Here is a 26,960-nt window from a genome sequence, read left to right on the forward strand (position 1 = left end):
CGCGGATGAGGCGGTGGAACCGTTTGCCCTCGGAACCCGACATGACCGTCATCGTGATCGCCTACAACGACGCGCGGCGGCTCGCCCGCGCCGTCCGCTCGGCGCTGGAGCAGTCGCTCGCCCGGGTGGAGGTCGTCATCGTCGACGATGCGAGCATCGACGCGACCCCGAAGGCGGCCGCCCGGCTGGAGGCCGCCAATCCGGACCGGGTGCGGTCGATCCGGCTCCCCGTCAACTCCGGCGGGTGCGGCGACCCGCGCGACGCCGGTCTCCAGCTCGCGCGCGGCCGCTACGTGATGTTCCTCAGATCGGCCACCGATCCCGGAGGGCGTCGATGCCGGACGGTGACGTCGGCCGCATGTCGCAGCAGCCGCTCGTCGTTCGCGCTGAGGTCGGAGACGAAGCGTGCCGGCACTCCCGGACGGTTTGTACGCCCTTGGCGTGCAGCGGGACAGGAACGTGATGACGGTCCCCACCACCGGACTGCTCGCCCTGCTCGGCCTCAACGACACCGCCGGAAAGCTCACATCAGATAGCGAGTAGGACACGTGCCTGCCGGAACGACCTACAAATCGTGCGGCTGCCCCACCCCCGAGGGGCGGTTGCCGCGCACCAAAGGCCGACGGCCTTGCGGCGTTCGGCCAGCCGGTGGCCGTCGATGTAGGCCTGATTGCGCTTGCGGGCCTCGGCGACGGCCTCCTCGCCGCCCGCCGCTGCGACGACGCCGGCGCGGACCTCGCTCCACTTGGGGAAATCAGTCATCGCTGCTCCCGCTCGCACCGAGTGTTCTCTCAAGCGCTCCTCGCACTGGTTTCGGCCGGGTACCCACCGCACGGCCCTACTTCACACCTGGGGTGGTGGGTAACGGTGGATCTCCGCTCGGTGACCTGCGGACCCGGCGAACTTGGCGTCGTCGGTGAGCAGAGGCACCCCGAGCAGTTCGGCGAGGGCCACGTACATGCCGTCGTAGGCGGTGAGGTTGTTGCGTAGCTCCAGTACACGCCGCTGCAGGGGCAGCATGGGGTGGCGGACGATCTTGAGTTGGGCGTAACGCTCGAGCATGATCTGGGCCCGTGCTTCGGAGATGCGTACCTCCGGCTTGCTGGTGATCGCATGCCCGCGCACGACTGAGGCGATCTCTACGTCGATCAACGCTGGGGCGTGCAGCTTGCGGGCGAGCCGTTGCCGAAGGAGATCGTCGCCTTTGACGTTGGCCAGCAGGCGGAAGACGATCGAGGCGTCGACGACCAGACTCACCGGCGTCCCTCGCGCATGGTCGCGCGGACGAAGTCGGGGTCGTAGGGCACCGGCTCATCAGTGGCGATCTTGGCCATCACCTCGTCCAGCGTGGGGGTGGCGGCCTCCTCGTTCAGGAGATCTCGCACATAGGCCGTCAGCGACTTGCCCTCGTGCTCGGCTCGGGCCTTCAGTGTCTGCTCGGTCTCTTCGGGGACGTCCCGGATCTGTATGACTCCCATGCAGGCATTTTAGCATGCAAGGTGCATGCAGACCGGAGTGTGCGGCCAGTAGTGCCGGGTTCGCCCGTCGGCACCGGTTGGATAACCCTGCGCTGGTAACTGGCACGACGGTCGCCAACCGTCAGCGAATGCGCGGCGCGGAAGGCATCGTTCGCCCGTGTTGCCGTCACCGCTGCCGTCAGAACCGGGCGCCGAGCGCTACGGCAATGCCAGGCACGGAAGAAACCGCAGGTCGAAGACATGCCCTGAACTCGTGAATCCGCTCGAAGCCCAGTGTCAAAGGCCCTTTCAAGGGGGGAGCGACGGTGCGGTCCGTAGCATGAAGCGAAGCCTGCGGCGTCGTTACTCAGCCCGCCCGATGGGGTGGGACGAGGGAGTGCCGAGCCTCTCGAAATCGGGGCGAAGGCCATGGACGCGGTGTAGATCCTGGAAGCGCAGCCGCCAAGGACTCCCCGGCGTATGGGGCGCGGAACGCATCGATAGTGGCGGCGGGAACTGGGGAGGCCCTCCCCGGCCCGGCAACCTGCGGACAGATGTTGCCGGAGCATCGCGCTCTATAGCCGGTGAACCCGGGAAGTGGGCGGCGAGCCGGGTGGGCGTCGGAGGCGGCCGTAGTACCGCTTGAGCCGGCCGGACAACACAACCCGCGCTGTTCGACAAGGTCTTCCGCAGAGACGTTCTGCAGCGCGCGTGGGTTCAGGTGCGCAACAACAATGGCGCACCGGGCATCGACAAGACCACCCTGGCCCAGGTCGAGGAGTACGGCGTTGACCGGCTCCTGGAGGAGTTGGCCGATCGACTGCGGGAGCAGCGGTATCGGCCGCTGCCGACACGGCGGGTCCTGATCCCCAAACCAGGGTTGAAAGACCAGTACAGGCCGTTGTCGATTACCGCTGTCGGTGACCGCGTCGTGCAGACCGCCGTGAAGATCGTGCTCGAGCCGGTCTTCGAGGCGGACTTCGCGTCGTGCAGTTACGGGTTTCGTCCGAAACGCTCGGCGCATGACGCCCTGCAGGTGCTCATCGATGAGCAGCAGCGGGGACGAAGGTGGGTGGTCGAGACCGACATCGCCGATTGTTTCTCGGCGATCGGTCACCAGGAGTTGATGCAGGCGATCGAGGAACGGATCTGCGACCTGGAGGTCGCCATCACGGTCGGGCAGTGGCTGCAGACCTGGCTCGCCGGACGTAAAGGCCTGCGTAACGGCACACTGCGCAGCTACCGCACCCACATCACCACCCACCTGAACCCGGTCGTCGGCCACATCCGCTTGGACCGGCTCCGCGTCTCCGACGTCCAAGCGGTGTTCGACGCCATCGACGAACGCAACGAGGCGATCACCCGCGCCCGCGAGTCCGGCGACCACGAAGCACGGGCACAGGTGAAGGGGGCCCGGGTGGTCGGCCCCGCGACCATGCACCGCATCCGCGCCACCCTGCGCGCCGCCCTCAACCAGGCCATCCGGGAACGGCGCATCGACCTCAACGTCGCCTCCCTGATCGAACTGCCCTCCGGCCGCCGCCCCAAGGCGCTGGTGTGGACACCCGAACGCGTCCGCGAATGGAGTCGGGGCCGGGAGACATTCATCGAGGTCAAGAGCCGCGTCCGCTCGGCCGGGCCAGGCGAGAAGGTGCGCAGCGGGCGTGTCAAACCGATGGACGCCTACGTCAGCACACCACGGCCCTCACCGGTCATGGTCTGGACACCCGAACAGACCGGCACGTTCCTCGACCGTGCCGCCCTGCACCGGCTGCATGCGCTCTATCACCTGATCGCCTTCCGCGGGCTGCGGCGCGGCGAAGCGTGCGGGCTGCGATGGGCGGATGTCGACCTGGACGAAGGCACCATCCGGGTCCGATGGCAGATCACCCAGAACGGCGGCCGCACTGAACAAGGCCGCCCCAAATCCGAAGCCGGAGAACGACAGGTCACCCTCGACCAGCACACGGTCAAGCAGTAGACCGCCCACCGCGCCCGCCAGAACCAAGAACGCCTGGCCGCAGGCGACACCTGGAACGACACCGGATTCGTCTTCACCCAACCCGACGGCAGCCCGCTGGCGCCCATGGCCGTCTCCGAACAATTCCTGCTGCTGGCCATGGAGACCGAGCTACCACCCGTCCGGCTGCACGACCTGCGGCACGGCGCCGCCACCATCCTGCTGCGCGCCGGACACGACCTGAAAGTCGTACAAGAGCCCCTGGGGCTGTCGTCGATCACCATCGCCTCCGACACCTACACCAGCGTCCTGCCCGACCTGGCCCGCCAATCCGCCGAAGACGCCGCCGCCGTCATCCTCAACGCCCGCACCGGTCCCGAGCCGGACGAAACGACAGCAGCGGGCCGCGTCGTCCACCTGGTGGAAACGTCGAACCGATGACCGGCAGAAGCTGACCGGCACCTGTCGCAGGGCAGGCGGCCGGCCAGAGCCCCAAAGTCCCGCACAGCCGCGGCTTTTCGCAGACGCGCCGACGCACTGGCCAAGGACGCTCGACACCGGTGATCAGCCAGGTTGGGGAGGGCTCAGCGACAGGGGCGCGACAGCCGAGCAAACATCGAGCAAACATGGGGACATACCGGGCAGAATTCTGGATCTTGGCAGTGGTAAGACTGCAGGTCAGACGGGGGCGCGCCCGGCAGGATTCGAATTCGCGACCGTCGGATTAGAAGTCCGAGGATCTCCGGAGGCTCCGCACCCTAGCTCACCTGCGCGGACTCTCCTGCGATCTCTCCTGCGATGTCGCCGGGCAAGCAAGATCATTCCGTACATGCTCCGGATCTTGCTCGTGAGGCTGGGGCCTGCCCTGTCGGGAGTCTCCACGCCCGACAGGCGCCACAGGTAGATTGGACGTCATGACCGCTCAGCCCGAGGAACCGACCGCGCCGCGCGATCCCGGCGAGGATCCGGCCGCGATCTTCGACGCGCTCCCGCCGGCGCATCGTGACCAGTTCCGGGCCGAGTATGACGAGGCGCTCGACGCGGCTCACGACCTGGCGCGGTTCAAGCAGGTCCAAGCCCTGCTGCGCCGGTGGCGCCTGCGGGCCATCGCCTACGACCGTCCCGGCTACGAAGAGGCGGTGCAGGACGCCCTACAGGGCAGGGAAGACAGCTTCGTCCGCTACACCCCTCCGGGTTGGGAAGGCCGGGTGTGACGTACCGCTGGGACGGCTTCCACGGACGCGCGCTGTACGAGCTGAACGGGCTCCCCAACGAAGTCCGCGACGGCCCACTACTTGAGCGCCTCCTCGATCTCCTGGAAACGCCGTGGGACGCGGTGCCAGAACGGCCAGGCCAAACAGCCATCCGACACGCCTTCTTCGGCGCGAACGGAGAGGGCATGCTCACGCTGCTAGTCGACGACGAGGCCGAGACGCTGCGCATCATCGACATCCTGTGGCTGGGGTAGCGGCGTAGCCGCTGTTCTTCCCCACCTTCCTTCCCCCGACCCGTCGATACCTGTACCTAGCGGCGGACGGGTTCTGTCAAGGGTGGCGTAGCCATCACGTAGTGACGCCCGAAGGGCGCCCTTGACAGGTTCCGGCCGCCGCCATCCTCAAAGCTTCTGGTCGGGGGAGCCCCGCACCCTTCCAGACCAGATTGCGACATCCCTGAGCCGGATTTCCTCCGCTCGGGCGCGTGTCTGCGACTCTGCCTGAATGACTGACGAGTGCCCTTTCTGCGCGACGGGGTCGGGTGAGATGGATCGCGACTTGGTCGTCCTGCGGACTGATCAGGTCTTCGTCTCACTGGCCAGGAAGCAGCGACGCGCCAACCCTGGACATGTCCTGGTCTGCCCGGTCGAGCACGTGACCGCCTTGCACACGGTTGAGCCGTCCCTACTTGCGGCAGTGTTCAGCGTGGTTGCCCGCATCACACGCGCGGCCCCTTTGGCCTTCGGGGCCGTAGGGACCACTGTGCTCAACAACAACGACGCGCCAGACCAGGTGATCTCTCACCTGCATGTGCACGTCATCCCGCGCTTCGACGGCGACAACCTGGTGATACCTAACCCGGATAAGGCTCCGGCATCCCGAGAGCTGAGGGTTCGGCTCGCTTCACGACTGCGGCAAGTGATGACCTGAGGCGGGGCGGCGGCGCGACCCCGTGACAGCCGTTCGCCGGCGGACTGGGCGGGAGCGTCGCGATGCGCGGCCCGGCGCGGCCGTCCGGTGACCGGCGCCCACGCCGCACGCTCCGGGCGGCCTGGCGCGGGGCCGCGCAGCGGCCCAAGCGCCGCCGCCCCTTGATCGCGTGAAGTGGCGTCCGCCGAAGCAGAACGGCGCCGTTGATCGCCGCGTCGTCGTCAACCCGGCCCAAGCTCGGGAGCTGCTGACGGCGGTTTCCTACGTTGGCCGGTCACGCGGCCCTCGGCTGCGGGCGATGTTCGCGTGCATGTACTTCGCTGGCCTTCGTCCGGCTGAGGCTGCGGGCCTGCGGCGGCAGGACTGCGAACTTCCGGCAACCGGCTGGGGCCTGATCACACTCAAGAAGACCCGGCCGCAGACGAACAAGCGCTACACCGACTCGGGGGAGACCTTCGATGATCGGGGCCTCAAGCATCGGGACGATGACCTCGTCCGGCCGGTCCCCATCCCGCCTGAGCTGGTGGCGATTCTCCACAAGCACCTCGATGCCTTCGGGACGGCCAGGGACGGGCGGTTGTTCGTCACCAGTGGTGGCCGGTCGTTCTCTGGCTCGGCCTACGCGCAAGTCTGGAAGCAGGCTCGCGCCCTGGCGCTGACTCCCGATCAGGTCGACTCCCCGTTGGCGGCTCGGCCGTATGACCTTCGGCATGCGGCGGTGTCGCTCTGGCTGAACGCGGGCGTCCATGCGCCCGAAGCGGCCGAACGCGCTGGTCACGGCGTGGACGTGATGTTGCGCGTTTACGCCAAGTGCATAGACGGGCAACGGGACGTCGCCAACCAGCGCATCGAGGACGCGTTGGCGGCATGATCGGCGACTGCGGTGGAGAGGCTCCGGAGCGTTCCGGGGCCTCTCTTGTCTTGCTTGCTGACCTGGGCAAACGTGGGCGGTCTCATTCCGCGTATATTCCGGGAACGGTGCCGCTCGGCTGCCTTCGGTGGCGTCTGGCTGCATCCGGACGAATCGGTGTGAGAGACACCCTCGCAGGTCAGGGCCTTGATCGGCTGGTCATGATGGCGCGCCCGGCAGGATTCGAACCCGCGACCGTCGGATTAGAAGTCCGATGCTCTGTCCAGCTGAGCTACGGGCGCCCGGCGCCCGGCGGGACGCCGGGACATAGTGTAAGGGGGCGGGTCCTCCAGCTCCACATCTATAACGTCGTTACCACGGGTGAGTGGCCGTGAGGGGTGTTTGGGGATCTATCTTTGGGTGCTGTGGCAGTGGATGTTGAGGTGCCGCTCTCCGGTGGGGGCGTGTCGGAGGGCGTGGTGCGGGTCGGGGAGACGGTGCGGAGGCCGCTGGGGGCGCACAGTCCGGCTGTGCACGGGGTTTTGCGGCATCTGGAGGCGGTGGGGTTCGACGGGGCGCCGCGGGTGCTGGGGGTGGATGAGCGGGGGCGGGAGGTGCTGAGCTGGGTGCCGGGGGACGTGCCGCAGCGGCCGCTGGCGGCGTATGTGGTTTCGGAGGACGCGCTTCGGAGTGTCGGGCGGCTGCTGAGGCGGTACCACGAGGCTGTCGCGTCGTATGGCGTGCCGGACGCTCCTTGGGATGGGGACGTCTCCAACCTGGACGGGGAGCCCGAAGTCATCGGGCATTGTGATGTCACACCGGAGAATGTTGTTTTTCGGGGTGGTGTGCCGAAGGCTTTGATCGATTTTGATCTGGCGCGGCCTACGACGCGGTTGTTCGATGTTGTCACGGCGTTGCGGCACTGGGGGCCTATTGAGGACCCGGCCGATCGGGATGCGTTGTTGTACGGGGCTGATGTCGGGTGGAGGTTGAAGGTCTTCTGTGATGCTTACGGGCTGGAGCGTGAGTTGCGGCGGGACGTGCTGCCGGCCGCGCGGGTGAGGTTCGAGCGGTCTTATCGGGCGATGCGGGCGAGGGCGGAGCGTGGTGGGGGATGGGCGCGGATCTGGGACGGCGGTGCCGGGCCGCGGATCCGGCGGGCGCAGGACTGGCTGGAGAGGCACTGGGATGAGCTTGATGCGCGGCTCTGCTGAGGGGCTTGTGGCCGGTGTCGTGCTCGATGCCTTTCTGGGAGATCCGAAGCGGTGGCATCCGGTCGCAGGGTTCGGGCGTGTCGCCTCGGTCGTCGAAGGTCATCTTTATGGGGATTCTCGGTGGCGCGGGGTTTTCTATGCTGGGGGGCTTGTCGGGAGTGCGGGGGCGGTCGGGGTTTTGGTTGAGCGGGTGAGCCGGCGGTTCGGGGTGCACGGGCTTGCTACTGCCGGGGTTACCTGGGCTGTGCTCGGCGGGACGTCATTGGGGCGTGAAGGGCTCGTCATGGCTCGTCTGTTGGAGCGTGAGGATTTGTCGGGGGCCAGGGAGCGGCTTCCTCATTTGTGCGCGCGGGATCCTCAGGGATTGGATGCGCGGGGGATCAGCAGGGCGGTGGTGGAATCGGTTGCCGAGAATACGTCTGATGCTTCGGTGGCTCCATTGGTTTGGGGGGCGGTGGCGGGGATTCCTGGGTTGTTGATGTACCGGGCCGTGAACACGCTTGATGCGATGGTCGGGTATCGGAGTCCGCGGTATGAGCGGTTCGGGTGGGCGGCGGCGAGGCTGGATGATGTCGCCAATTGGGTTCCGGCCAGGGTGACTGCGGGATTGGTGGCGGTGTGCGGAGGGCCTGAGGCTTGGCGGGTTCTGCGGAGGGACGGGAGGAAGCATCCGAGTCCCAATGCCGGGCGGGTCGAGGCGGCGTTCGCGGGCGCGCTCGGTGTGCGGCTGGGCGGTGTCAACGCGTACGGGGGGCGTGTTGAGCGGCGGCCCGAGATGGGGGAGGGCAGGGCGCCCGAGGCGCGGGATATTCGGAGGGCCGTTCGGTTCTCGGCGGCTGCGACGTTCGCGGCGGCGGTCGTCATCGGGGTGCTGCGGTGAGCGGGCTGCTGGTGGCGGGGACGACGTCGGACGCGGGAAAGAGCGTCGTCACGGCGGGGCTGTGCAGGTGGCTGGCCAGGCAAGGGGTGAAGGTCGCGCCTTTCAAGGCCCAGAACATGTCGCTGAATTCGATGGTGACGAGTGATGGGGCGGAGATCGGGCGGGCGCAGTACATGCAGGCTCATGCGGCGGGGGTGGAGCCGAGGGCCGTGATGAATCCGGTGCTGCTGAAGCCGGGGAGTGATCGGCGCAGCCAGGTCGTGGTTCTGGGACGGCCTGTCGCGGAGGTCGACGCGCTGGAGTATGGCCGCCATAAGGAGTGGCTCAAGGGCGTGGTGCTTGAGAGCCTTGAAGAATTGCGGGCCGAGTACGAGGTCGTGGTGTGCGAGGGCGCGGGGAGCCCTGCCGAGATCAATCTGCGGGCCGGGGACATCGTGAACATGGGGTTGGCGCGGGCGGCCGACCTGCCGGTGGTGGTCGTCGGTGACATCGACCGGGGCGGTGTTTTCGCGTCGCTGTACGGGACGGTCGCGCTGCTGGAAGACAAGGACCAGGCTCTCGTCGCCGGGTTCGTCATCAATAAGTTCCGGGGTGCTTATGAGCTTCTGAGGCCGGGGCTGGAGCAGTTGGAGTTCCTCACCGGGCGGCCGACGCTGGGTGTGCTGCCCTGGAAGCTCGGTCTTTATCTCGATTCTGAGGACACCTTGGCGCTGGATTCGCCGAGGCCCGATGCCAAGGGCCCGTACGGGAATGCGACGCTTCGGATAGCCGTCGTCAGGTTCCCGCGCATCTCCAATTTCACGGACCTGGACGCCCTCGCGTGCGAGCCCGGTGTCGTCGTCCGGTATGCGGCGAGCGTCGGTGATCTGGCGGAGGCCGATCTCGTCGTCCTGCCGGGTACCAGGGCCACGGTCGACGATCTGCAGTGGCTCCGCGACAGGGGAATGGCCGAGGAGATCGAAAAGCGGGCCCGTGAAGGGCGGCCGGTGCTCGGTATCTGCGGCGGCTACCAGATGCTCGCCGAGGAGATCGTGGACGACATCGAGTCCAAGAAGGGGACGACTCGGGGGCTCGGTCTCCTTCCGGCGAGGGTCGAATTCGGGGAAGAGAAAGTCCTCGGGCGGCCCACGGGCAGCGCCTACGGTGAGGACGTCGACGCTTATGAGATTCACCACGGCGTCGTCACCGCGCAGGGAGAACCTTTCCTGGACGGTTGCCGAAACGGCGCCGTCTGGGGGACGACCTGGCATGGCGCCATGGAGAATGACGGGTTCAGGAGGGCGTTCCTCAAAGACGTGGCCGAGCACGCCCGAAGGGATTTCACTCCCGCCCCCGACATGAAATTCGCAGCGTTGAGAGAAGCCACCCTGGACGCGCTCGGCGATCTCGTCGAGGAGCACCTGGACACCGATGCCGTGTGGCGGATCATCGAGAAGGGAGCGCCCGGCGGCCTGCCCGTCGTCCCTCCCGGTGGCGCCCCGGAACCGCCCGCCGCGGCGGTAGGGTGATCCATTCAGGCCGCACCAGGTGCCAGGAGGAACGTCCCGTGACCGACCCGCGGTCCAGTCTGATCGTCCCGCTGATGAAGGCGCGGGTGCCTGCGGAGATCCAGTTGGAGTTCCCGCTGCCCGCGGACGAGGAGCCGATCCGCGACCCGTTCGCCGGCGACCTCTACGCCACCTACGCGCTGGAGATCGCCGACGAGGGCGTCCCGTCCGGCCGCCGCCACGAGCACGTGGCGCGCCGGCACTGCGCCGAGCTGGGCGTGGCGCCCGGCGAGCTGCGCCGCCGCGCGGTGATCAACCTGCGCGACCTGCGCCCGGAGCTGAGCCTCAGCTGGTACCCGGACGTCCGCGCCGTGACGGTGTCGCTCGGCGGGGCGCCCGGGCGCGGCACCCTGGAGTCGGGTCTGCTGCTGGACGAGGGGTTCCTGGAGAAGCTGGCCCAGGACGTGGAGGGCGACCTCGTCGTGGCGGCGCCCGCGCGGGACGTGTTCGTGGCGTCCGGCACCGGTCATCCCGACGGCGTCGACAAGCTGCGCTGGGCGGTCGGGCAGGTGTGGGCCGAGGACCGCGACAACGACGACCCCAGCTGGGACGTCCCGGCGGGGAGCCTGCTCACGCACGACCTGATGGTGCGCCGCGGAGGAACCTGGGACGTCCTGGGCGCGTAGGAGTCACGACAGCTGCTTCATCTCCGGCCACAGCCGTGTCCATGGGGCGCGCTGCCCGCGGCAGACCCAGACCGGTTTGCCCTGTTCCTGGTTGTCGAGGCCGACCCCGTTGTCGATGCGCGCCACCGGGCGCACGTCCGACCAGAACCGGTGCAGCCGGGCGCCGTCGGCGACCGTGTCCGGGCCGACGACGATGGTGGGGCCGCCCGTGTCCGGCGGGCGCCCGAAGTACCAGAACCCGTTGTGCCCGCTGTAGGCGCGGGGCAGGCCGAGCCCGGGCCCGTACTTGTCGAGCGCGCCCGCCTCGCCGTAGTTGCCGACGACGATCGTCGCCGTGGACCGCTCGTCCGGCGGGAGCGCGCGGTAGACGTCCGCGACCTGCGCGGCGAAACGCGGCCAGCCGACCGTCTCGGCCGCGTCGGCGTTGACCACGGGCTGCGGCGTGTCGGCGAGCCACTTCACCGGATAGACCGGCAGTGTCAGCAGGACGGTCGTGATCCCGGTGAGGACGTACATCGGGGCGGATGCCAGCCACCCGAAGCCGCGCGGCGCGCCGTTCCGCTCGACCTCCACGGCCCCGGCCGCCCAGAGCGCCGCCCACAGCCCGCTCAGGTAGTACGGCTTGCCGGCGGTGATCAGGAACAGGACATTGAGCAGCAGGTACGCGTGCCCGAGGAACCGGAACGCGCGCAGGCCGTCCGACCGGTACGTCCGCCACAGCCCGTAGATCCACAGCCAGGACGGGAACACGCCGGTCAGGATGAGCTGGAACGGGATGAATCCGGGCCGTCCGGCGAAGTCCCCCTTGCCGGCGATGGCCTCCGCCATGTCGATCTGCGGCCAGCCGTGCCGCGCCTGCCACACCAGCCCGGGGACGACCGCGAGGGCGGCGACGAGCACCCCGGCGGCCGGCATCGGACGCCGCAGGAACTCGCGCGGCCCCGACACCAGCAACCCGATCACGAGCGCGACCAGCAGGAACGCGGCCAGGTACTTGACGTTCAGCGCCAGCGCGGACACGGCGCCGACCGCGAGCAGCAGCCACTGGTCGCGGGTCCGCACCCACCGGACGACCAGCCACACGATCGCCGTCGACAGCAGCAGGTCGAGCGTCGCCGTGTAGAACGTGTGCCCGATCGCGACGACGAACGGGCATACCGCATAGGACGCCGCCGTCAGCAGCTGCGCCCGCCGTCCGCCGCCCATCTCGCGCGCCGTCAGCGCGGCGACCACCACGCCGGCGGCGGAGAACAGGGCGGCCGGGACGCGCAGCGCGACGAGCGAGTCGCCGAACACCGTCGTGACCGCCCGCGCGATCAGCGGCAGCAGCGGCGGCTGGTCGGGGTATCCCCAGGCCAGATGCCGTCCCGCCACCCGGAAGTACAGCTCGTCGCGGTGGTAGCCGTACCGCGCGCTGAGCGCCAGCAGCAGCACCCCCAGCGCCCCGGCCAGGAACAGCACCGGCCGCCACGCCACCTCCGGGGCACCGGACGGAACCTCGGCCTCGACCGGATCGGACGCCTCGGACGCGGGGGCGGACATGATCCAGACTTTGGCAGAGATTGTGGCCTAAGTCACGATCTTCGCGCCGTCCGGCCCCGGACACCATCGGGTGAATATTCGGTGGGGCGGATCGGGGGTGTCTGCGTAGGGTGCGGGCCATGGTCTCCTTGCATCAAGTGGTGGCGTTCTCCGCGATGGCGCTGGTCATCATCGTGATTCCCGGGCCGTCCGTGCTGTTCGTGGTCGGGCGGGCGTTGGCGCATGGGCGGCGTACCGCGCTCGCCGGCGTCGTGGGCGGGGTGCTCGCCGCGCTGGTGCTGACCGCGGCCGTCGCGGTGGGCATCGGGTCGATCGTGGAGCGGTCGGTGATGGTCTTCACCGTCCTGAAGATCGTCGGCGCGGTCTACATCGTCTACCTCGGGGTGCAGGCGATCCGGCACCGGCGTTCGCTCCAGGAGACGATCGGCGCGGGCGAACCGGGCCGGACGGGTGGACGGGCGCTCCTGCAGGGCTTCGTCGTCGGAGTCACGAACCCGAAGACGACGGTGTTCTTCGCGGCCGTCCTGCCGCAGTTCGTCGTCCGCGAGCACGGGCATGTGGCCCTGCAGATGATGCTCTTCGGGGTGATCTTCGCGCTCATCGCGCTGCTCTGCGACAGCGTGTGGGGGATCGCCGCCGGGACGGCCCGCGAGTGGTTCGCGAGTTCGCCGCGCCGGCTCGCGGCGATCGGCGGCACCGGCGGCCTGATGATGATCGGCCTCGGCGTCACCGTCGCCGCCACCGGACGCAAGGACTGAGCCGGCTCGGGCCCCCGGCTCAGACCGAGCAGAGGGAGAAGTCGTCGAAGGCCGCCCGCTGCTCCACGGACGGGTCGCCGGCGCGGGCGACGATCAGGCCGCTCTTGCCGGGTTTCCCGAACTCGTCGGCGTGCTCGTGGTCGGTGGTGTTCGCCACGGCCTCGCCGTTCACCCACAGGCCCAGCCGCATACCGGGGTCGTCGGGCAGGCAGGCGGCCTGGACGCGGTTGCCGTAGTCCTTGCGCAGGGTCGCGGCGAACCCCGTCCGCAGTTCCTCAAGCTTGTCGGGCGCCATCCAGACGATGCGGGCCTGGCCGGTGCCGCGGACCAGGAACGCGTACCCGGTCCCTTCGTCGCTGCGGCAGAACACGCCGGCCTCGGCGTCAGGGCCGCCGAGCCGGATCTTCACCTCCATGAGCTGGGAGTCCGGGAGGTTCTGCACTGGGGCCGCCACTGTTGTGTGGCTCAGCGAGGGGACGAGCCGCATCGCGTAACTCCGGTGGCGGTACGTCCCGTCGCCGGATCGCGGCCAGCCCGACTCCTCGTGGCTGAACTTGTCGTCGAAGACCTCGTCATCGGTGTCCGGCGGCTGCTCGCCGAAGTCCGCGGCGGCCGTGGTGCCGCTGGAGTCGTCCGGTTTTCCGGCCCCGTCCGGCAGATTGCTCAGCCCGATCAAGGCGGAGATGCCGACGACGGCCGCCATCGCGCCGATGAGAAGCCCGTGGTCGCGGTGCGAGCGTCGCCGCGCCTTGGGCGACGGGGCCGGAGGCGGTGCTACGCCGGCCGGGTGCGTGGGCGGGACGGGATCCAGGGTGGTCCGCTGCTCCGGCGCGGGTAGCCGTATTGCGGTCGGCCTCTCCGCGGGCGGTGCCGCGGGCGGCGGCGTGGCGAGCGGCGTGGCCGGCGGCGTTTCGGGTGGCGTGTCTTCGCCGGTCAGCGCCTGGATCAGCTGCTTCACCGTCGGACGCTCCGCCGGGTCCTTCGCCAGTGAGCCGGCCACGAGGGCGTGCAGGGCCGGGTCGAGCCCGGACAGGTCGGGGTCGGCGGACGTCACCCGGTTGATCGTCTCCGGGAGCGTGCCGCCGCCGAACGGGGCGCGTCCCGTGCCCGCGTAGGCGACGACGCAGCCCCAGGAGAACACGTCCGCCGCCGGGGTGACCTCCTCGCCGCGCATCAGTTCCGGCGCGATGTAGGCGGGGGTGCCGACGAACTGGCCGGTTCTGGTCGGCCCGTCGGAGGCGTCCAGCGCCCGCGCGATGCCGAAGTCGATGACGCGCGGTCCCGTCGGGGACAGCAGCACGTTGGACGGCTTGAGGTCGCGGTGCACGATCCCGGCGCCGTGGATCGCGCCCAGCGCGGTGGCGATGTTGACGGCGAGGGCCTCCAGGTCGCCGCCGCGCAGCGGCCCGCCCTGCTTGACGGCCTCGTCCAGAGACGGCCCGGTGACGTACTCGGTCACCACGTACAGCGGGTCGCCTTCCAGCCGGGCGTCCAGCACCGCCGCGGTGCAGAACCGCCGGACCTGCCGCGCGGCCGTCACCTCGTGCCGGAACCGGTCGTGGAACGCCTCGTCGTCGGCCAGTTCCGGGTTGATGACCTTGACCGCGACCCGCCGTCCGGTGTCGTCCTCGCCGAGGAACACGGTGCCCATGCCGCCGCGGCCGAGTCGCGCGGTCAACCGGTAGGGGCCGAGCCGGCGCGGGTCGCGGTCACGGAGCGGAGCCTGCATGGCGTCTCTCTCGGAGCGGAGGGGTCATCGGTTCAGTTTTCGGGCGCACGGGAGGGGTGTCCGTTCGGTCTGGACGCTGCGCCCGTACGCTTGGACGCCGGAGACGGCGGGCAGGTTCGGGAGGAAACGTGGACGTGACGGACGACGTGCTCGGCCCCGGCTACGAGGCGATCGAGCTGCCGATGGGCCGGGACGCCGAGGGCGAGGTCGTGGCGACGCTCGTGCGGCGCCGCCGCCCCGACCCGTCGCGGCGGGCGGTCCTGTACCTGCACGGCTTCATCGACTACTTCTTCCAGAAGCACCTGGCCGACTTCTACGTGGACCTCGGTTTCGACTTCTACGCGCTGGACCTCCGCAAATACGGGCGTTCACTGCGGCCGCACCAGACGCCGAACTACATCGAGAGCCTCTCGGACTACTTCCCGGAGATCGGGGAGGCCGTCCGGATCATCCGGGACGTGGACGGCCACGACACGCTCTTGCTGAACGGCCACTCCACCGGCGGCCTGATCGCCGCGCTCTGGGCCGACCGGGTGAAGGGCAGGGGCCTGGTGGACGGCCTGTTCCTCAACAGCCCGTTCTTCGACCTCGCCGAGCCGCTCGTCATGCGCAAAGCCGGGGCCGGGCTGGCGCGGGCGCTGCGCTCCCGGTTCCCGAAGGCGAAGCTGCCGGCGGGCGTGTCCGACCGGTACCCGCGCAGCATCCACCGCGAGCACGAGGGCGAATGGGACTTCGACCTCGCCTGGAAACCGATCCTCGGGTTCCCGGTGCGGGCGGCGTGGCTGGCGGCCGTCCGCCGCGGGCAGCTCCGCCTGCACCGGGGGCTGGACGTCGACGTGCCGGTCCTCGTGATGGCGTCGACGCGCAGCGTCCGCCCGACCCGCAGGGTGCTCGACGTGACGGGCGCCGACGCCGTCCTGGACGTCGAGCACATGGCCCGGTACGCGCCCCGGATCGGACGGAATGTCACGCTCGTCCGGATCGACGGCGGCCTGCACGACCTGGTGCTGTCCGCCGAGCCCGCCCGGACGCGGGTGTTCGAGGAACTGACCCGCTGGACGAACGGCTACCTGCCGGCGGCCTAACTCCGGATCTTCGACATGTCGAAGTCGTCGAAGTCGGCGACGATCTGCTGGGCCGCGTTGCCGCCCCGCTCGATCTGGAGCCCGACCCAGCCGTTCGGCAGCGGCTGGTCGGTGTCGGTCTCGTCGATGACCTTCTCGCCGTTCACCCAGAGCCGCAGCCGCACCTTCGGGCCGTCCTTCTCCTGACCCGCGCAGGCGACCTGCACCTTGTTCGGCCCCTTGGAGTCGAACCCGGGGACGGAGTCGGGGCTCGCGAGGTCCTTCGTGCCGAGGTCCCCGTTGACCTTGCGGAGCACCGCGCCCTTGCCGTCGTGGCGGACGAGGAACATGTACTGCTTCTTGCCGTCCTCGTTCCCCCGGCAGAGCAGGCCGAACGCGCCGTCGGCGGGGCTCTGCCCGACCGACACCGTGACGGTGGCGAGCACCGGGTCGGGGAAGTCCTCCACCTTGTCCTTCGGCACCCAGCGCGCGACCGCGCCGATGGTGCCGCTGGTCTGCATCCGGTACGTGCCGTTCGCCGTGTACCCGTAGGTCTTGTCGTAGATGTCGCCCCAGCCGGAGTCGGCGTTGGAGAACGCGTCGCTGAACGCGGTCGCCAGGTCGTCGGGCGGGCCGTCCGAGCGCAGGACGGTGAACGCGGCGACGGCGAGCAGCACGACCGCGGCGACGGCCGCGCCTCCGATGAGCAGCGTGCGGCGGGGAAGGCCGCCGCCCGGACGGGAACCGGGCCGCGCGTCGCGGCGGGTGGCGTCGGCGCCGTGCTGGAAGACCGTGGGCGCGGCGGTTGCCTGCGCGGCCGCCCCGCCGGCAGGCCCGGCGGGAGCGCCGCCGGCCGCCCCGGCGGGGGCCCCGTGCCAGCCCGCCTGGACGGTCTCGGCGAGCGTCGCCGGGTCCGTCGTCCCGTTGCCGACGAGCCGCCCGAGCACCTCCTGGACGGACGGCCGGCGCCGCGGGTCCTTGTCGAGCGCGGCGGCGACCACGTCGCGCAGGCCGGGGTCGAGCCCGTCCAGCTTCGGCTCCTCGTGCACGACCCGGTAGAAGATCTCCGGCACGGTGTTGCCGGCGAACGGCGCGGACCCCGTCCCCGCGTAGGCGACGACGCAGCCCCACGAGAACACGTCGGACGCGGGGGTCACCTGCTCGCCGCGCAGCAGTTCGGGCGGCAGATAGTTCGGCGTCCCGACGAACTGGCCGGTGCGGGTCGGCCCGTCGGTGGCGTCGAGCGCCCGCGCGATGCCGAAGTCGATGACGCGCGGCCCGGTGGACGACAGCAGCACGTTCGCGGGCTTGAGGTCGCGGTGCACGATCCCGGCGCCGTGGATCGCGGCGAGCGCGGTGGCGACGCCGACGGCGAGGCCCTCCAGGTCGGAGCCGGGCAGCGGGCCGCGCTCGGCGACGGCGCTCTCCAGGCTCGGGCCCTCGATGTACTCGGTGACGACGTACAGCGGGTCGCGGTCGAGCTCGGCGTCCATCACGGGGGCGGTGCAGAACCGGCGGACCTGCCGCGCCGCCGTCACCTCGCGGCGGAACCGGTCCCGGAACGCGCCCTCCCCGGCCAGCTCCCGGTTGATCACCTTGACCGCGACGCGGCGCCCGGCCGCGTCCTCGCCGAGGTAGACCGTCCCCATGCCGCCCCGGCCGAGCCGCCCGACCAGCCGGTAGGGGCCGAGCTCCTCGGGGTCCTCGGGGCGCAGGGCCTCGCCGTTCTCTCCTGCGTGCGTGGTCATAGTGATCGTGGTCCTGAAGGGGATTCGGGGGAGTCGTTGCGTAGAACCTTAGTGGTCCGCCGTCGATCGGGCGGCGGAAGGCGTCAGCGGGTTCGGCGGGCGCGGGGAAGAGTGCGGAACGGCGGGAGTCTCTCACCGGTGAGCCCGAACGCGTACGCGACGACGCGGCTGGACCAGCGCTGGCAGCCGACGACCAGCCCGTAGAGCGGGCGCGGGTAGCGGCCGGTGAAGGGGATCACCAGCCAGCTGAGCACCATCACGATCACCAGCAGCGCGTACATGGCCAGCATCACGGCCAGGTGCGGGACGACGAGCAGGCCCCTGAGCAGGGTGAACCAGCGGCGCGGGCCCCGCCACGCGGCCGGATACGGCAGGTCGACGGTGACGGTCCGCTCGCCGTCCGGCTCGGGTTCCCGCGCGGGGGCGGGTTCGGGGACAGGACGCGGCCGCGGAGCCTCCGCCTGCCGGACGGGCCCGGGCGCCGGCGCCGGCTCGGGCGCCGGCGCGGGGGCCGGATCCGGCTCCGGCCACGACATCGAGATCGTCTCGGCGGCGCGCGCCGGGTCGGCCCTCTCCTGCCCGACGAGCCGGGTGAGGATCCGCCGCGCGGTCGGGCGGGCCGCCGGGTCCTTGCTGAGCGCGGCGGCGACGATCTCGCGCAGCCGCGGGTCGAGGCCGGCGAGGTCGGGGTCCTCGTTGCCGATGCGGTGGAACGTCTCCGCGACCGTCTCGCCCTGGAAAGGGGGACGGCCCGTCCCGGCGTAGGCGACGACGCAGCCCCAGGAGAACACGTCCGACGCCTGCTCGACCGGCTCGCCGCGCAGCACCTCGGGCGCTATGCAGAACGGTGAGCCGAGTGAAACTCGTCGATTGATTGGCGGCGGGTGGGGGCTGGAGGACGGGGTTCCGACGAACTGGCCGGTGCGGGTCGGCCCGTCGGGGGCGTCGAGCGCCCGCGCGATGCCGAAGTCGATGACGCGCGGCCCGGTGGACGACAGCAGCACGTTCGCGGGCTTCAGGTCCCGGTGGACGATGCCCGCGCCGTGGATCGCGGCGAGCGCGGTGGCGACGCCGACGGCGAGGCCCTCCAGGTCGGAGCCCGGCAGCGGGCCGCGCCCGGCGACGGCCTTCTCCAGGCTCGGCCCGTCGATGTACTCGGTGACGATGTAGGGCGGGTCCTGGTCGAGTTCGGCGTCCAGGACGGGCGCGGTGCAGAACCGGTGGACGCGCCGCGCCGCGGTCACCTCGCGGCGGAACCGCTCGAGGAACGCCGGCTCCCCGGCGAGGTCCCGGTTGACGACCTTCACCGCGACCCGCCGGCCGTCCGGCTCGGCGCCCAGGTAGACGGTGCCCATGCCGCCCCGGCCGAGCCGCCCGAGCAGGCGGTAGGGGCCGAGGACGCGGGGCTCGTCCTGCTCCAGCGGTCCGGCGGCGGTCGTCGTCATGGGGGGCGGCGCTCCTCGGAAAGATCGACTTTCCGGTCCAGCCTAAGGGAGTCAGGGGAGCGGCAAGGGGCGGTCAGGGAATCAGCAGGAGCTTGCCGGTGCTGCGCCGCGCCTCCAGATCGGTGTGCGCGGCGGCGGCCTCGGCGAGCTCGTAACGGCGCCCGACATGCACCTTCACGTCGCCGGACGCCACCCATCCGTAGACGTCGGCGGCGCGCTCCAGCAGTTCCTCGCGCTTCTCCACGTAGTGGACGAGCGTGGGCCGCGTCAGGTACACCGACCCCGCCTTGTTGAGCCGCTGCGGATCGAACGGCGGCACCGCGCCCCCGGCCGCCCCGTACAGCGCCAGGGTGCCGCGCCGCCGCAGGCTCGCCAGGCTCCCGTCGAACGTGGGCGCCCCGACGCCGTCGTACACCGCGGCGACGCCCTCGCCGCCGGTCAGCTCCCTGACCCGGTCGGCGAAACCGTCGTAGGCCAGCGTGACGTCGGCCCCGGCATCTTTGGCGAGCCTCTCCTTCTCCGGAGTGGACGCCGTGCCGATGACGCGCGCGCCGAGCGCCTTGGCCGCCTGGGTGAGCAGCAGGCCCATCCCGCCCGCCGCCGCGTGCACGAGGACGGTGTCGCCCGCCTGGATCGGATACGTCGACCGGGTCAGGTAGTGCGCCGTCATGCCCTGCAGCAGGGACGCCGCCGCGTCCGCGAGGTCGACGCCGTCCGGCACCGGGACGACCTTGTCCGCCGGGACGACGGCCTTCTCCGCGTACGCGCCCTGCACGTTGGCCCAGGCCACACGGTCGCCCACCGAGAACTCGCGGACGCCCGGCGCACCCGGTGCGGAGGTGGCCGGGCCGACCGCCGCGACCGTCCCCGCCGCCTCCACACCCGGCGTGTACGGGAGTTCCTGCGCGTAGGCGCCCCTCCGGTAGTACACGTCGATGAAGTTGACACCGGCCGCCGCGACGTCGATCAGCACCTCGCCGGGGCCGGGCTCCGGCGCGGGACGCTCCGCGGGCTCCAGGACCTCTGGTCCGCCGTTCCGGGTGACGACGATCGCGCGCATCTGATCCTCCTGCGGCTCTTCCATCGGTGGGACGGTCAGACCCAGTCGCGCATCGTCCGTCCCGCGAGCGCCACGGCCTCCTCGACCCGGGCCGCGACCGTCCCAGCGTCCCAGATATCCCGGCGGGCGCACTCCTCGAACGCGACCTTGACGGTCGCCAGGTAGAACGCGACCACGATCCGCGGCCGCAGGTCGTGCTCCAGGTCGACGTCCTCGCGCCGCGCGATCTCGGCGGCGAGCGCCTCCGCCGACGCCGAGTACCGCGCCATCTGCGCGGCCATCAGCGACGGCGTCGCCTCGATCACCTGCCGGACGCGGCGGAACCGGGCGCCCTCGGCCGGGCCGCTCTCGGCGATCGTCCGCAGCACCACGCGCAGCGACTCGAACAGCGCGGTGAAGGGCCGCTCGCTGCGCGGGCGCGCCGCCAGCGCCTCCCCGAGCACCTGGTCGTGCTCGGTCAGGAAGCTCGTGACGACGTCCTCCTTGGTGGCGAAGTAGCGGAAGAACGTGCGCTGCGACACGTCCACCGCCGCGACGATCTCGTCGATCGTCGTGGCCTCGTAGCCCTTGGCGAGGAACAGCTCCAGGGCCGCGTCGACGAGCGCGAGCCGGGTCCGCTGCTTCTTGCGCTCGCGGAGCCCGGCCAGCGCGCGCCCCTCCGCCGGAGCGGGGCCGGACGCGGGGCCTGATGGGTGGCCGGACGGGTGGCCTGACGGGTCGCCGGCGGGGACGGCGCTCATCGGCTCGCTCCTTCTCTCTGCCTGACGCGGGCACGGCATGCCCGTCTCACAGAGGCTTCTATCACGGGCGGATCCTCCGCTCGCACGGCGGGTTCAGGCCGCCGGAAGGCGTTCGCCGCGCCGATTGGCGCACGCGGGCCCGGCGTGTCGCGCCCCTCCCCGGAGACCATCCCCGGTGGAACGGGAAACAGCCGTCCCACTCTGCGGATTCTCCCCGCACGGCCGCGGTTTTCGGGTCATGCTGAAAGCCGGTCACCGTTCGTCGCCGGATGATCGCTCAAGGTCAGCGGGGCGGTTCGGACCGTGATGGGGAAGCCAAGTGTCTGTAGTCGGTGGGCGCGAGATCGCCGAGACGCGCCGGCGCCACCTCGCGGCGCTCGCGCGCGAGGTGGAGGCCAGGGGCCTCGCCTGGAGGTTCGCCGGTCCCGGTGAGTCGCTGCTGGCCGTCTACGGCCCGCGGACGGGACGCCGGCTGATGGTCGTCGCGACCCCGGCCGGCGAGGGCTGGTCCTACCTGTGGCCGGACGGCGGTATCGCCGACGTGGCCGACGTCGCCGCCGCCGCCGACGAACTGACCCGCCTTCTGACCTGATATCCGCCTTGCCCCCCGGGTGGCGGCTTCCCTAGACTCGCATGCGAACGTCTGTTCGAACGGCCGCATGCTCCTTCCCCCGTGCGGTGAGCGCGAGGGGGAGGCAGATGACACGCGTGTTCGGCGATCCGGTGGACGTCCGGGTGACCGACGGCCGTCCGGTCCGGTTCGTCTGGCGTGGCCGGCTCTACGCCGTCCGGCGGGTGCTGGAGCACTGGGTCACCACCCGTGACTGGTGGCGGGAGCAGCAGCCCGCCGGCGAGGCCACCGGAGAGCGGGAGTTCTGGCGGGTCGAGGCGACCCCGGACAGGGAGATCGGCGTCTACGAGCTGCGTTACGACGTGGCCGCTGACAGCTGGCTGCTCTCCCGGGTATGGGACTGACGTGCACATTCATGTCGCTTCGGGCTATTCGCTCCGGTACGGCGTCGCCTCGCCGGCGGCGCTGGCCGAGCGCGCGGCGGGCCTGGGCATGGAGACGCTCGCGCTGACCGACCGGGACGGGCTCTACGGCGCCGTCCGGCACGTCCGGTCATGCGCGGAGGCGGGGCTCGGCGCGATCGTCGGCGCCGATCTGCGCGTCGCGTCCACGGGGGAGGAGCGCGTCGTGGTGCTCGCCGAGGGGCGCGCCGGGTGGCGGTCACTGTGCCGGCTGGTGTCGGCGGCGCACGCGGCGGGCGAGCGCGGGAACCCCCTGGTGACGCGGGAGATGGTCGGCGCGCACGCCGAGGGGCTCATCGTGCTGCTCGGCCCGGCGTCCGACGTGGGACGGGCCATCGGCGGGCGGCGTCCGGACGTCGCGGCGGCGCGGCTGGACGACTGGCGCGCGACCGCCGAGACGGTGCTGGAGATCGTGAACCACTACGGCAGGGGCGGGGGGCCGCGGGCAGCCCGGATGCTGGCGCTCGCCCGCGAGGCCGGGGTGCCCGCCGTGCTCGGCAACGCCGTCCGCTACCTGGAGCCCGCCGATCACCCGGTCGCGCAGGTGCTGGACGTGACGCGCAAGCTCGTCCCGCTGGACCGGCGCCACCTGGACGACCACACCGGGCACGCCTATCTGAAGTCGATCCCGGAGATGCGGCGGGTCGCGGACCTGAGCTGCGGCCCCGACGAGGCGGACGCGCTGCTCGAGGCGACCCGGAGGCTTTCCGGGCGTTGCGTCCTGGAGCCGGGCCGCGACCTCGGCATGGACGACGTCCATCTGCCGGCCGTGGAAGGCGACCCGTACGCGCGGCTCGTCGCCCGGTGCGCGGACGGGATGGCCCGGCGCGGGCTCGAAGGATCGCGCGGGGCCGCCGCCCGCCTCGACCAGGAACTCGGCGTCATCGCGCGGAAGGGGCTGGCGCCGTACTTCCTCACGGTCGCGGACGCCGCCGCGCTGATCCGGGAGCGCGGCATCCGCTGCGCGATCCGCGGCTCGGGCGCGGGCAGCCTGGTCAACCACCTGCTCGGCATCGGCGACCTCGACCCGCTGCGGCACGACCTGCTCATGGAGCGGTTCCTCGCCGACAGCCGCGAGGGGCTGCCCGACATCGACCTGGACGTGGAGTCGGCGCGGCGGCCGGAGGCGTACCGGGCGCTGTTCGACCGGTTCGGCGCCGAGAGCACGGCGTGCGTGTCGATGATGGAGACCTACCGGGCGCGCAGCGCGCTCCGCGACGTCGGCAACGCCGTCGGGCTCCCGCCGGCGGAGATCGACGCGATCGCCAAGGCGTTCCCGCGGATCCGGGCGAGCCAGATCCGCGCGGCGCTGGACGACCTGCCCGAGCTGCGGCAGAGCAACCTGGCCGCGGGCCGCCTGGAGGTGCTGTTCCGCATTGCCGAGCGCCTGGACGGCCTGCCCCGCCACATCGCCATGCACCCGTGCGGCGTCCTGCTGTCGAACCCGACCCTGCGGGACCGGACGCCCATCGAGCGGGCCGCCGCCGGGTTCCCGATGAGCCAGTTCGACAAGGACGACGTCGAGGCGATGGGCCTGCTCAAGCTCGACGTCCTCGGCGTCCGGATGCAGTCGGCGATGGCGCACGCGGTGGCGGAGGTCGCGCGGGTGTCGGGGGAGGAGGTCGTCCTGGAGGACGTCCCGCGCGACGATCCCGCGACCTTCGCGCTGATCCGCACGTCCCGGACGCTCGGCTGCTTCCAGATCGAGTCGCCCGGCCAGCGCGACCTGGTCGGCCGGCTCCAGCCGCGCGACCTGGACGACCTGGTCATCGACATCTCGCTGTTCCGGCCGGGCCCGGTCAACTCCGACATGGTGAACCCGTTCCTGGAGGCGCGGGCCGGAACCCGGGAGCCCGCCTACCCGCATCCCGATCTCGAACCGGCGCTGCGGGAGAGCCTCGGCGTGGTCGTGTTCCACGAGCAGGTGCTCCGCGTCATCGACGTCATGACCGGATGCGGCCTGTCGAAGGCGGAGGCGGCGCGGCGGAGCCTCGGCCACGAGCGCGGCCAGGCCGCGGTCGGCGCGTGGTTCCGGGAGCGGGCGCTGGCGCGCGGCTACGACGAGCCGACCGTCGACCGCGTCCGGCGGATGCTGACCGCGTTCGGTGCGTTCGGCTTCTGCAAGGCGCACGCGGCGTCGTTCGCGCTGCCCACCTACCAGTCGGCCTGGCTGAAACGGCACCACACGGCCGCGTTCTACGCGGGCGTCCTCACCCACGACCCCGGCATGTATCCGAAGCGGGTCATCCTGGACGACGCACGCCATTTCGGCGTCCCGATCCTGCCGCTGGACGTCAACCACTCGGCCGCCGCCTGGCACGCCGAACCGGTCTCGGGCGGCGGGGCGACCGGGATCCGGGTCGCGCTGAGCGAGGTCAAGGGCATCTCCGAGACCGAGGTCGGCAAGATCGTCGACGCGCGGCCGTACGGGTCGCTGACCGACTTCTGGCGCCGCGCCCGGGTGTCCCGCCCGACCGCCGAGCGGCTCGTGCTGGCCGGGGCGTTCGACACCGTCCACGACGCGGTCCCGCGCCGCGACCTGCTCTGCCGCGTCGGCGCCCTGGACCGCGCCACCGCCCGCCCCGCCCCGGTCGAGGGCCAGCTCGCCCTCGCCGACGACGCGGGCCTGGAGATCGACCTCGCCGACGACATCCCGCCCGGCGAGCTGCCCCCGATGACGCCGGCCGAGATCGTCGAGGCGGAGCTGGACATCCTCGGCATGGACGTGAGCCGGCACGTCCTGACCTTCTACGACGCGCTGCTCGCCGGGCTCGGCGTCGTCCGCGCCGCCGACCTGCCGGGACGTCCCGACAAGAGCGAAGTCCTGGTCGCCGGGGTCAAGGTCGCCACGCAGACCCCGGCGGTCCGGTCGGGGCAGCGCGTCATCTTCGCCACGCTGGACGACGCGACCGGCCCCGTCGACCTCACGTTCTTCGAGTCGGTGCAGGACCGGTGCGCCGCCACCGTGTTCGGCTCCTGGCTGCTCCTCGCCCGCGGCCGCGTCCGCCATGCCGGGGACCGCGCCGTCTCGATCACCGCGAACGCCTGCTGGGACCTGAACGTCCTGCACGAGGAGTGGCGCCGGGGCGGCCCGGACGCCGTCCGCGCCGCCATGGCGGGCCGGACGCCGCACGGCCGCCCGGTCGGCCGCCGCATCGTCCAGCCGACGGGCTTCGCCATGTCCCCCTACTCCGACATAGGCCACGCCGGCCCCGCCATCAAGCGCCCGCCGAGAGCCGCCCTCTGGCACACCAGCCCCGGCAGCTCCGGTTAGCTCTCCCGGACGAGCTGGAGGCGGGTTATCTGGAAGACCGTGGCCATGCAGAGGGCGGCGGCGAGGGCCTGGAAGGCGGCGGCGGCGACGCCGACGTGGACGTCGAAGCGCGCCTCGGCGAGCGTGTCGACGCTGCCGTGCGTGAACGCGTGGCCGAGGAGCAGCCCGAGCAGGGCGCAGACCCACCAGCCCGCCACGACGAGCCCGGCGGCCTGGCGTTCGGCCGTCCGGTACCGGCCACTGTTCACCCAGACCTCGTACACCATCCGGGGCGGCAGCCACAGGTTGACGACGGGCAGGAACCAGCCGAGCAGCACCCAGGCGCGGTGGTGCCGGTGCGGCCCGGGGGACTGCCGGAACGCCCGCCACAGCCAGGTCAGGTAGAGCAGCCCGGTGACCGCGGCCATGATCGTGCCGATCGTGAACACTTCCGCGTAGGGGGCGAGGGCCCGGCCCGTGGCCACCGCGTCATAGCTGTCGTGCGTGGCCCCGCGCAGCGGGTGCGCGAACTTGAGCAGGCTGATCCCGGCGCCGAGCGCGACGAACGCGTTGAAGCCGAGCAGCATGAACACGGCCACGCCGACCGCCCGGAAGTCGCGGCGCCGCGCCCACGCGCCGCAGGCCGGGCACCGGTCGACCTCGGTCGGGATGATGTCGCCGCACAGGGCGCACGGCATGATCCACCTCCCTTGGCCTTTGCGGTTGCTTGCTTTGGATACTACGTACGTTTGACCGGCCCGGCCCACCGCTGGTTCACGCGGAGGGCTACCGGAAACGTCACAGGTGGAACACGAACCACATGGCGGCGCTCGCCGCGGCGGCGGTGCCGGCGGCCCAGGCGGCGAGCCGCCCGAGGCCGCCCGTGGCCAGCAGCCGCTCGGGGCGGAACCCGGTCACCGCGAGCAGCGCCCACCATTCGGCGGTGAGCGCGACCGTCGCGTACAGCGACCCGAAGCCGATCAGGGAGAAGAGCAGGACGATCCCGGCCAGGGTCGCGGTGTGCGCGAACAGCGCGGGGCCGCGCGCCGGGCCGCGCAGGCCGGCCCGCAGCCGCGCGAGGACGACGCCCCAGCCGACCCCGCACAGCGTCCAGACGACCAGGACGGTCACGGGCAGCCCGTTCAGTGACTCCGGTGCCAGTGCCGTGTTCCTTCCCCGAGTGCTCGCCCTGCCCCCTGCGTGCCCGCTCCCCTGCGTGCCTCTCCCATGCGTGCCCCCGCGTCAGGTCATGAGGCCCGACTCCCACGCCCACGCGGCCGTCTCCACCCGGTTCCGGGTAGAGAGCTTGCGGTGGACGCTCCCGAGATGCGTCTTCACCGTGGACAGCGACACGAACAGCTCCCCGGCGATCTCCTCGTTCGTCCGGCCGCGCGCGACGAGCCTGACCACGTCCACCTCCCGGTCGGTGAGCGGCTCGCGCGGCGCGGCGGCCACCGGGCGCGGCCTCGCCAGCCGCTCCAGCAGCCGGACGGTGATGGACGGCGACACCAGCGACCCGCCGCTCGCCGCCGCACGGACCGCCTCGACCAGCAGCGCGGGCCCGCTGTCCTTGAGCAGGAACCCGACCGCGCCGCCGCGCAGCGCCCCGTACACGTACTCGTCCATGTCGAACGTGGTGACGATCACGATGCGGGGCGGGTCGGGGAGACCCGGGCCGGCCAGCGCGCGGGTCGCCTCCAGGCCGTCCATCTTCGGCATCCGGATGTCGAACAGGCACACGTCGGGACGGAGGCGGCGGGCCAGCGCGACGGCCTCGGCGCCGTCGGCGGCCTCCCCGACGACCTCCATGTCGGGCTGCGAGTCGACGATCATCCGGAACCCGGTCCGGACCATCTCCTGATCGTCGGCGACGAGTACGCGGATGGCCACATGGCCGATTCTGTCAGCATT

General features: G+C 71.3%; 28 protein-coding genes and 1 tRNA gene. 16 read left to right on the forward strand and 13 right to left on the reverse strand.

Translation table 11 applies throughout. From position 1 onward, the window contains the following. Positions 1 to 41: 41 nt before the first annotated feature. Positions 42 to 536, forward strand: a complete 495-nt coding sequence (locus AL2_RS36375; RefSeq protein WP_210747829.1) for a glycosyltransferase family 2 protein — start codon at positions 42 to 44, stop codon at positions 534 to 536. Here the strand turns inward: AL2_RS36375 and AL2_RS38325 are convergent. From AL2_RS38325 to AL2_RS16590, 3 genes are all read right to left on the reverse strand, one after another. Continuing rightward, entirely contained in the window at positions 529 to 762 is a 234-nt protein-coding gene (locus tag AL2_RS38325; RefSeq protein ID WP_174550852.1) for a hypothetical protein, read from the reverse strand. The two genes, AL2_RS36375 and AL2_RS38325, sit on opposite strands and share 8 nt — an antisense overlap. A gap of 81 nt (positions 763 to 843) precedes the next feature. After that, positions 844 to 1,257, reverse strand: coding sequence for a type II toxin-antitoxin system VapC family toxin (locus tag AL2_RS16585; RefSeq protein WP_067634759.1), 414 nt, complete (start codon positions 1,255 to 1,257; stop codon positions 844 to 846). Beyond that, positions 1,254 to 1,478, reverse strand: coding sequence for a FitA-like ribbon-helix-helix domain-containing protein (locus tag AL2_RS16590; RefSeq protein WP_067634760.1), 225 nt, complete (start codon positions 1,476 to 1,478; stop codon positions 1,254 to 1,256). Before AL2_RS16590 ends, AL2_RS16585 begins: the two co-directional genes overlap by 4 nt. A 700-nt stretch (positions 1,479 to 2,178) precedes the next feature. Here AL2_RS16590 and AL2_RS38540 point away from each other — a divergent pair. From AL2_RS38540 to AL2_RS16615, 6 genes are all read left to right on the forward strand, one after another. Then, positions 2,179 to 3,438, forward strand: coding sequence for a reverse transcriptase domain-containing protein (locus AL2_RS38540; protein ID WP_157438197.1), 1,260 nt, complete (start codon positions 2,179 to 2,181; stop codon positions 3,436 to 3,438). Between the two features lie 33 nt (positions 3,439 to 3,471). Continuing rightward, the gene (locus AL2_RS36385) at positions 3,472 to 3,858 is read left to right on the forward strand and encodes a tyrosine-type recombinase/integrase (RefSeq protein WP_083946586.1); all 387 of its coding nucleotides are present in this window, start codon (positions 3,472 to 3,474) and stop codon (positions 3,856 to 3,858) included. A gap of 473 nt (positions 3,859 to 4,331) precedes the next feature. Further along, complete coding sequence (locus AL2_RS16600; RefSeq protein WP_067634761.1) at positions 4,332 to 4,631, forward strand: DUF6247 family protein; 300 nt, start codon at positions 4,332 to 4,334, stop codon at positions 4,629 to 4,631. Next, entirely contained in the window at positions 4,628 to 4,885 is a 258-nt protein-coding gene (locus AL2_RS16605) for a hypothetical protein (RefSeq protein ID WP_067634762.1), read from the forward strand. The genes AL2_RS16600 and AL2_RS16605 overlap by 4 nt, the downstream gene beginning before the upstream one ends. A 250-nt stretch (positions 4,886 to 5,135) precedes the next feature. Then, positions 5,136 to 5,561, forward strand: coding sequence for an HIT family protein (locus AL2_RS16610; protein ID WP_067634763.1), 426 nt, complete (start codon positions 5,136 to 5,138; stop codon positions 5,559 to 5,561). A 169-nt stretch (positions 5,562 to 5,730) separates the two neighbouring features. Continuing rightward, a complete protein-coding gene (locus AL2_RS16615) occupies positions 5,731 to 6,432 on the forward strand; it encodes a tyrosine-type recombinase/integrase (protein WP_281181594.1) in 702 nt (233 codons plus the stop codon). Positions 6,433 to 6,636: 204 nt separating this feature from the next. On the opposite strand, the gene AL2_RS16620 is transcribed toward AL2_RS16615, so the two are convergent. Next, positions 6,637 to 6,713, reverse strand: a tRNA-Arg gene (locus tag AL2_RS16620). Between the two features lie 123 nt (positions 6,714 to 6,836). On the opposite strand from AL2_RS16620, the gene AL2_RS16625 reads away from it, so the two are divergent. Genes AL2_RS16625 through AL2_RS16640 form a run of 4 tightly spaced genes read left to right on the forward strand, consistent with a single transcriptional unit; the run spans position 6,837 to position 10,678 of the window. Continuing rightward, entirely contained in the window at positions 6,837 to 7,625 is a 789-nt protein-coding gene (locus AL2_RS16625) for a phosphotransferase (protein ID WP_245666686.1), read from the forward strand. Beyond that, a complete protein-coding gene (locus AL2_RS16630; protein WP_067634955.1) occupies positions 7,609 to 8,505 on the forward strand; it encodes a cobalamin biosynthesis protein in 897 nt (298 codons plus the stop codon). The genes AL2_RS16625 and AL2_RS16630 overlap by 17 nt, the downstream gene beginning before the upstream one ends. Further along, complete coding sequence (locus tag AL2_RS16635; RefSeq protein ID WP_067634764.1) at positions 8,502 to 10,013, forward strand: cobyric acid synthase; 1,512 nt, start codon at positions 8,502 to 8,504, stop codon at positions 10,011 to 10,013. The genes AL2_RS16630 and AL2_RS16635 overlap by 4 nt, the downstream gene beginning before the upstream one ends. 38 nt (positions 10,014 to 10,051) lie before the next feature. Beyond that, positions 10,052 to 10,678, forward strand: a complete 627-nt coding sequence (locus AL2_RS16640; protein ID WP_245666687.1) for a DUF1444 domain-containing protein — start codon at positions 10,052 to 10,054, stop codon at positions 10,676 to 10,678. 3 nt (positions 10,679 to 10,681) lie between these two features. On the opposite strand, the gene AL2_RS16645 is transcribed toward AL2_RS16640, so the two are convergent. Beyond that, entirely contained in the window at positions 10,682 to 12,220 is a 1,539-nt protein-coding gene (locus tag AL2_RS16645; RefSeq protein ID WP_067634765.1) for a glycosyltransferase family 39 protein, read from the reverse strand. 119 nt (positions 12,221 to 12,339) lie between these two features. Here AL2_RS16645 and AL2_RS16650 point away from each other — a divergent pair, with 119 nt between their 5' ends. Further along, positions 12,340 to 12,978 carry a LysE family translocator gene (locus tag AL2_RS16650; RefSeq protein ID WP_067634766.1) on the forward strand — a complete coding sequence of 213 codons (639 nt, stop codon included), beginning with the start codon at positions 12,340 to 12,342 and terminating at the stop codon, positions 12,976 to 12,978. A 19-nt stretch (positions 12,979 to 12,997) separates the two neighbouring features. On the opposite strand, the gene AL2_RS16655 is transcribed toward AL2_RS16650, so the two are convergent. Then, positions 12,998 to 14,707, reverse strand: coding sequence for a serine/threonine-protein kinase (locus tag AL2_RS16655; RefSeq protein ID WP_067634767.1), 1,710 nt, complete (start codon positions 14,705 to 14,707; stop codon positions 12,998 to 13,000). A 128-nt stretch (positions 14,708 to 14,835) separates the two neighbouring features. On the opposite strand from AL2_RS16655, the gene AL2_RS16660 reads away from it, so the two are divergent. Then, a complete protein-coding gene (locus AL2_RS16660; RefSeq protein WP_067634768.1) occupies positions 14,836 to 15,792 on the forward strand; it encodes an alpha/beta hydrolase in 957 nt (318 codons plus the stop codon). Here the strand turns inward: AL2_RS16660 and AL2_RS38360 are convergent. From AL2_RS38360 to AL2_RS16680, 4 genes are all read right to left on the reverse strand, one after another. After that, the gene (locus tag AL2_RS38360) at positions 15,789 to 17,519 is read right to left on the reverse strand and encodes a serine/threonine-protein kinase (RefSeq protein ID WP_067634769.1); all 1,731 of its coding nucleotides are present in this window, start codon (positions 17,517 to 17,519) and stop codon (positions 15,789 to 15,791) included. The genes AL2_RS16660 and AL2_RS38360 overlap by 4 nt on opposite strands. 83 nt (positions 17,520 to 17,602) lie before the next feature. Next, a complete protein-coding gene (locus AL2_RS39765) occupies positions 17,603 to 18,964 on the reverse strand; it encodes a DUF4389 domain-containing protein (RefSeq protein ID WP_067634770.1) in 1,362 nt (453 codons plus the stop codon). Between the two features lie 73 nt (positions 18,965 to 19,037). Beyond that, on the reverse strand, positions 19,038 to 20,024 hold the full coding sequence (locus AL2_RS16675; RefSeq protein ID WP_067634957.1) for a quinone oxidoreductase family protein: 987 nt from the start codon (positions 20,022 to 20,024) through the stop codon (positions 19,038 to 19,040). 35 nt (positions 20,025 to 20,059) lie between these two features. Beyond that, on the reverse strand, positions 20,060 to 20,764 hold the full coding sequence (locus AL2_RS16680) for a TetR family transcriptional regulator (protein WP_083946588.1): 705 nt from the start codon (positions 20,762 to 20,764) through the stop codon (positions 20,060 to 20,062). Between the two features lie 319 nt (positions 20,765 to 21,083). Here AL2_RS16680 and AL2_RS16685 point away from each other — a divergent pair, with 319 nt between their 5' ends. The 3 genes from AL2_RS16685 to AL2_RS16695 all read left to right on the forward strand — a co-directional run bounded on the left by AL2_RS16685 (position 21,084) and on the right by AL2_RS16695 (position 25,070). Continuing rightward, the gene (locus AL2_RS16685; protein WP_210747826.1) at positions 21,084 to 21,356 is read left to right on the forward strand and encodes a hypothetical protein; all 273 of its coding nucleotides are present in this window, start codon (positions 21,084 to 21,086) and stop codon (positions 21,354 to 21,356) included. Positions 21,357 to 21,463: 107 nt separating this feature from the next. Beyond that, on the forward strand, positions 21,464 to 21,739 hold the full coding sequence (locus AL2_RS16690) for a DUF6504 family protein (protein ID WP_067634771.1): 276 nt from the start codon (positions 21,464 to 21,466) through the stop codon (positions 21,737 to 21,739). Position 21,740: 1 nt separating this feature from the next. Next, positions 21,741 to 25,070 carry a DNA polymerase III subunit alpha gene (locus AL2_RS16695; protein ID WP_157438198.1) on the forward strand — a complete coding sequence of 1,110 codons (3,330 nt, stop codon included), beginning with the start codon at positions 21,741 to 21,743 and terminating at the stop codon, positions 25,068 to 25,070. Here AL2_RS16695 and AL2_RS16700 read toward each other — a convergent pair. The 3 genes from AL2_RS16700 to AL2_RS16710 form a co-directional block, all read right to left on the reverse strand. Beyond that, positions 25,067 to 25,747, reverse strand: coding sequence for a DUF4328 domain-containing protein (locus tag AL2_RS16700; protein WP_067634772.1), 681 nt, complete (start codon positions 25,745 to 25,747; stop codon positions 25,067 to 25,069). The genes AL2_RS16695 and AL2_RS16700 overlap by 4 nt on opposite strands. A gap of 100 nt (positions 25,748 to 25,847) precedes the next feature. Further along, positions 25,848 to 26,180, reverse strand: a complete 333-nt coding sequence (locus tag AL2_RS16705) for a hypothetical protein (protein ID WP_245666688.1) — start codon at positions 26,178 to 26,180, stop codon at positions 25,848 to 25,850. 111 nt (positions 26,181 to 26,291) lie between these two features. Then, on the reverse strand, positions 26,292 to 26,939 hold the full coding sequence (locus AL2_RS16710; RefSeq protein WP_083946589.1) for a response regulator: 648 nt from the start codon (positions 26,937 to 26,939) through the stop codon (positions 26,292 to 26,294). Positions 26,940 to 26,960: the final 21 nt, after the last annotated feature.

Source organism: Actinomadura latina NBRC 106108, assembly GCF_001552195.1.
In the GTDB taxonomy this organism is placed as follows: domain Bacteria; phylum Actinomycetota; class Actinomycetes; order Streptosporangiales; family Streptosporangiaceae; genus Spirillospora; species Spirillospora latina.

Bases quoted from the DNA above. Each gene is read 5' to 3' on its own strand.
- AL2_RS16590 (WP_067634760.1), bottom strand. From the start codon at position 1,478: ATGGGAGTCATACAGATCCGGGACGTCCCCGAAGAGACCGAGCAGACA.
- AL2_RS16610 (WP_067634763.1), top strand. From the start codon at position 5,136: ATGACTGACGAGTGCCCTTTCTGCGCGACGGGGTCGGGTGAGATGGAT.
- AL2_RS16650 (WP_067634766.1), top strand. From the start codon at position 12,340: ATGGTCTCCTTGCATCAAGTGGTGGCGTTCTCCGCGATGGCGCTGGTC.
- AL2_RS38360 (WP_067634769.1), bottom strand. From the start codon at position 17,519: ATGACCACGCACGCAGGAGAGAACGGCGAGGCCCTGCGCCCCGAGGAC.
- AL2_RS16600 (WP_067634761.1), top strand. From the start codon at position 4,332: ATGACCGCTCAGCCCGAGGAACCGACCGCGCCGCGCGATCCCGGCGAG.
- AL2_RS38325 (WP_174550852.1), bottom strand. From the start codon at position 762: ATGACTGATTTCCCCAAGTGGAGCGAGGTCCGCGCCGGCGTCGTCGCA.
- AL2_RS16700 (WP_067634772.1), bottom strand. From the start codon at position 25,747: ATGCCGTGCGCCCTGTGCGGCGACATCATCCCGACCGAGGTCGACCGG.
- AL2_RS16680 (WP_083946588.1), bottom strand. From the start codon at position 20,764: ATGAGCGCCGTCCCCGCCGGCGACCCGTCAGGCCACCCGTCCGGCCAC.
- AL2_RS39765 (WP_067634770.1), bottom strand. From the start codon at position 18,964: ATGACGACGACCGCCGCCGGACCGCTGGAGCAGGACGAGCCCCGCGTC.
- AL2_RS16655 (WP_067634767.1), bottom strand. From the start codon at position 14,707: ATGCAGGCTCCGCTCCGTGACCGCGACCCGCGCCGGCTCGGCCCCTAC.
- AL2_RS16630 (WP_067634955.1), top strand. From the start codon at position 7,609: ATGCGCGGCTCTGCTGAGGGGCTTGTGGCCGGTGTCGTGCTCGATGCC.
- AL2_RS16645 (WP_067634765.1), bottom strand. From the start codon at position 12,220: ATGTCCGCCCCCGCGTCCGAGGCGTCCGATCCGGTCGAGGCCGAGGTT.
- AL2_RS16690 (WP_067634771.1), top strand. From the start codon at position 21,464: ATGACACGCGTGTTCGGCGATCCGGTGGACGTCCGGGTGACCGACGGC.
- AL2_RS36375 (WP_210747829.1), top strand. From the start codon at position 42: ATGACCGTCATCGTGATCGCCTACAACGACGCGCGGCGGCTCGCCCGC.
- AL2_RS16675 (WP_067634957.1), bottom strand. From the start codon at position 20,024: ATGCGCGCGATCGTCGTCACCCGGAACGGCGGACCAGAGGTCCTGGAG.